Source organism: Streptococcus danieliae (assembly GCF_013415245.1).
Classification (GTDB): domain Bacteria; phylum Bacillota; class Bacilli; order Lactobacillales; family Streptococcaceae; genus Streptococcus; species Streptococcus danieliae_A.
In genome coordinates, this window is the sequence record NZ_JACBXX010000108.1 from 1 (window position 1) to 4,058 (window position 4,058).

At 45.5% G+C, this 4,058-nt stretch carries 5 protein-coding genes; all 5 read right to left on the reverse strand.

Annotated features, from left to right (window positions below; genetic code table 11):
• Positions 1–5: 5 nt before the first annotated feature.
• Positions 6–356 (reverse strand): IS66 family insertion sequence element accessory protein TnpB, encoded by a 351-nt coding sequence (gene tnpB, locus HZY94_RS04450; protein WP_179924505.1) that lies wholly within the window; start codon positions 354–356, stop codon positions 6–8.
• A 122-nt stretch (positions 357–478) separates the two neighbouring features.
• A complete protein-coding gene (pta, locus tag HZY94_RS04455) occupies positions 479–1,453 on the reverse strand; it encodes a phosphate acetyltransferase (protein WP_179925171.1) in 975 nt (324 codons plus the stop codon).
• 10 nt (positions 1,454–1,463) lie between these two features.
• Positions 1,464–2,354, reverse strand: a complete 891-nt coding sequence (locus tag HZY94_RS04460; protein WP_179925172.1) for an RluA family pseudouridine synthase — start codon at positions 2,352–2,354, stop codon at positions 1,464–1,466.
• Positions 2,351–3,175, reverse strand: a complete 825-nt coding sequence (locus HZY94_RS04465) for an NAD kinase (RefSeq protein WP_179925173.1) — start codon at positions 3,173–3,175, stop codon at positions 2,351–2,353. The genes HZY94_RS04460 and HZY94_RS04465 overlap by 4 nt, the downstream gene beginning before the upstream one ends.
• Entirely contained in the window at positions 3,159–3,830 is a 672-nt protein-coding gene (locus HZY94_RS04470; protein WP_160333045.1) for a GTP pyrophosphokinase, read from the reverse strand. The genes HZY94_RS04465 and HZY94_RS04470 overlap by 17 nt, the downstream gene beginning before the upstream one ends.
• Positions 3,831–4,058 lie beyond the last annotated feature (228 nt).

Consider the following 4,058-nt stretch of genomic DNA (forward strand, 5'->3'; position numbering starts at 1 on the left):
TGATTTCAATAGAAATCACGACTTTTTGTGGGATTTATTTTTGGAGTAGTTGAAAAACCTTTCATGAGCCAGTCTACTTGTTCAGATGTCAAAGTGAGAATTTTCTTTTCTCCATCAGGCCAAGTTAACTTACCATTTTCAAACCGTTTATAGAGAAGCCAGAATCCTTGACCATCCCAATAAAGAGCTTTAAAGCGATCTTTTTGGCTTCCACAAAAGAGGAAGACTTGGCCTGAAAATGGATCTAGTTGGAATTGAGTTTTAATCAGGTAAGCAAGTGAGTCAATTCCTTGTCTCATATCTGTTTTCCCACAGACTAGATGAACAAGGCCTAGGTCTAGTAAATTGATTGGCATCTGTTTCCTCCGATTTTTTATCTTTTTATTAGTATATCGGATAATAGGGATTCAAGATAGATACCTCGTTATTGGACGCTTACGATTCGACTTGCCTAACTTGATAAGTTTATTTCTAAGGCTTAATCATAAAGCGCTTGACTGGCTGTAATCAAGGTTAGTTTGTAGACATCCTTGATACTTGCGCCACGGGAGAGATCGTTAACGGGATGGTTGAGGCCTTGTAAGATTGGACCGACGGCGCTGAAGCCACCGAGGCGTTCCACCATCTTATAACAGATATTTCCCGATTCGATACTTGGAAAGACAAAGACGGTTGCCTGGCCTGCCACAGGACTGTTCGGAGCTTTAAGCTTGGCTGTTTCCGGATCGTAGGCTGCATCAAATTGCAATTCGCCATCAATCACTAAGTCAGGCGCCAATTCTTGCGCTAGCTTGGTTGCAGAGACCACTGTATCCACTTTGGGGCCGGAGCCACTGCCCTTGGTGGAGTAACTCAACATTGCGATTTTTGGATCAATGCCAAAGGCCTTAGCTGTTGCGGCAGAGTTAATGGCAATTTCGGCTAGGATATCAGCTTCGGGTTCAATGTTAATGGCACAGTCTGCAAAAAGGTAGCGTTCTTCGCCACGGACCATGAGGAAGGAACCAGAGGTCCGCTTAATTCCTGGTTTGGTTTTGATGATCTGTAGGGCTGGGCGGACAGTGTCTGCGGTTGAATGAATGGCTCCTGAGACCATTCCGTGGGCATAGCCTGTGTGAACCAACATGACACCAAAATAGTTGACATCCTCTAGGAGGAGGGTGCGGGCTTCCTCTTCGTTGATTTTACCCTTGCGACGCTCAACCAGGCTTTCAACCATCGCATCCATTTGAGCATATTCTTTGGGATTAATGACCTCAAATCCTTCTGTAATGCCTTCAATTTCTAGATAGAGACGAATTCTTTCTGGACTTCCCAAAAGAACTGGAATGATGTCTGTATCCGTTACAATCCGTTTGGTTGCCTGCAAAATACGAGGTTCTTCTCCTTCCGGTAAAACAATTTTAACGGTTTTTCCTTGAAGGGATTGGCGAATGCTGTCGAAAATTTTCATAATAACCTCCTTAAGGTCGAGACAGGTCTCCGAGGACCTGTTGAAAATCAGCTGGAAGAGGGGCTTGTAAAAACAGCTCTTCCTCTGAAAAGGGATTGTAGAAACGTAAGGAATGGCAATGGAGGGCTTGGCGTTCGATGCCATCGTCCAAACTACCGCCATACAGATCATCTCCCAAGAGCGGATAGCCTAGATGGGAAAAATGGACCCGGATTTGATGGGTGCGACCTGTGTGGAGTTGGATATCCACCAAATAGGTTGGAGCTTGGTCAATCAACACCTGATAAGAGGTGCGGGCATACTTCCCATCCGGAGCGACACGTCTGGTGATAATGCTCTCTGGATTCCGAGCAATGGGTGCGATGATTTCTCCTTGCTGGGGTAGAGGCTGGTCGCCCTTAATCAGGGCCAGGTATTTTTTCTCGATCGAGCGCGACTGGAGTTGTTTGTCCAAGCGGGCATGCGCATAACCGTGCTTGGCAAAAAGCATGAGGCCTGAGGTATCGCGATCGAGTCGCGTCACAATATGAACTTGCTGATTTTCATAGCCTTGTTCCTGGTAATAGCCCTTGACAAAATTAGCCATGGTATTGGAATGGTTGACGCTGGGGATACTAGCCACACCTGCAGGCTTATTGAGGACTAGGAAATGGTCGTCTTCGTAGACAATATCCAGGTCCCGGGAGATGGCCTCTAACTTTTCAAAGGGAGGTTCAGCCGGGATATCAATGATTAGCTCATCGCCAATATCCAGCAGATAGGTCGCAAATTGTGGTTGCCCATTCACTAAAATTTGCCCACCCTTATACTTGATTTTTGCCAAAAGTCCCCTTGAAATATCATGACGCTTGACAAAGGTCTTCACCTTGACATGCTCATCGACAATAAATTGGAATCTCATTCGTCCTCCACCTCGCCGATGAAGGAATCCCGCACGCGCTCCCAAAAACTGGTGTGCTTGGAAGAAGCCATAAAGGGAATCTTGCGATGGTAAATCTGGCACTCGAAACGGCTCACCTGCTCTACCTGATAGACATGATTGTCCACCAAGAGCGTATGGGTACTGTCTGACAAGGGCAGGATTTCAATCTTATCCTTCCGAGGCACGATGACAGACGAGCCCAGAGTCCGGTAGACCCGATTATTGAGACTGGCCACCTCTGTCACCTGCAGGGCCTCAATCGTCGGATGGAGGACACTGCCTCCCAACGACTTGTTGTAGGCCGTGCTCCCAGTCGGTGTAGAAATGCAGATTCCATCCCCCCTGAAACGCTCGAAGGGCACTTGATTCAAATGCAGATCCGCCACCATGGTTCGATCCGTCCGGCGAACCGTAGCCTCATTTAAGGCCAAATATTCCTTGACATCTCCAGATTGATAGTGAATTTTTATTTGGAGCAAGGGATAAGAGATCTGTGCCCCTTGATCCAGGAGCAAATTCTGAACCAAAAGGTCTAGTTCAAAATCCCGATAGTCCGTATAAAATCCTAAATGACCCGTATGGACCCCGATAAACCGCACCTTGTCTAGCTGATCCTTGTAGCGGTGAAAAGCTGATAACAACATCCCATCACCACCGATGGAAATGACAATATCCGGATTTTTCCTGCTTAATTCAAACTGCTTGTAAGGACGAAGCAGGCGGCTTAGTTCCTGGAAGACTTCCTGACTGCGCGGCCGTTGATTGGCTATCAAGGCAATCCGTTTAACGGTATTCTTCATCGGTGTCATCACTATTACCTACTCCGTCATATAATTTACGGTGCACGGGATCAAACAAGGCTTGCGCATCTTGAATGTCATCTCGAATTTGCCCCATCTCCTCATCTAATTGGTAAGCCATTCGAGCTGCCCTCTCCAAACGATTTTTAATCTCCTCCGGGAAATTCCCCTTGTATTTATAATTGAGGGAATGTTCAATGGTTGCCCAGAAATTCATGGCCAAGGTCCGGATTTGGATTTCCGCCAAAATAGTCCGTGAACCATGAATGGTATCAACCGGATATTCAATCACTACATGATAGGAACGATAGCCACTCGACTTGCGGTGATTGATATAATCCCTTTCTTGAACAATCCGCATATCCTTACGGCGTCTTAGGACCTCTAAAATTTCATATACATCATCTACAAATTGAACCATAATCCGCAGGCCGGCGATATCTTGCATGTCCTGTTCCAGCCGCTCCATCGAGATCGCGCGAATCACCATCTTTTCTTGAATACTCTCGATCGGTTTGACCCGACCGGTCACAAATTCAATGGGAGAATGAAGATTTTGCTTGCGGTACTGCTTCCGAATGCCCCGTAGCTTAATTTTTAATTCACCCACGGCCTGGATGTATGGATCTAGTAAATCTTCCCAATTTGGCTCCATTTCTGCCCCTTTCCTTGTACTTCCTGTCTTTTTTTAATAAAATAGACACAATCTTATTTTAACACATTCTTGAAAACCTTTCCATGAATAGGATGAAAGAGCACGACAAACGCATGAAGAAAAGCAGAGTTTGTAAGTTTTCAGAAACCGATAATTATTCGAAAAAACTATCTCTTAAGTCTATAATTAACATAGGAGGTGGTTTTATGAATCTCTTAATTACCTATT

Coding starts and splice junctions, on each gene's coding strand:
- HZY94_RS04465 (WP_179925173.1), bottom strand. CDS start 3,175: ATGAAGAATACCGTTAAACGGATTGCCTTGATAGCCAATCAACGGCCG.
- HZY94_RS04460 (WP_179925172.1), bottom strand. CDS start 2,354: ATGAGATTCCAATTTATTGTCGATGAGCATGTCAAGGTGAAGACCTTT.
- HZY94_RS04470 (WP_160333045.1), bottom strand. CDS start 3,830: ATGGAGCCAAATTGGGAAGATTTACTAGATCCATACATCCAGGCCGTG.
- tnpB (WP_179924505.1), bottom strand. CDS start 356: ATGCCAATCAATTTACTAGACCTAGGCCTTGTTCATCTAGTCTGTGGG.
- pta (WP_179925171.1), bottom strand. CDS start 1,453: ATGAAAATTTTCGACAGCATTCGCCAATCCCTTCAAGGAAAAACCGTT.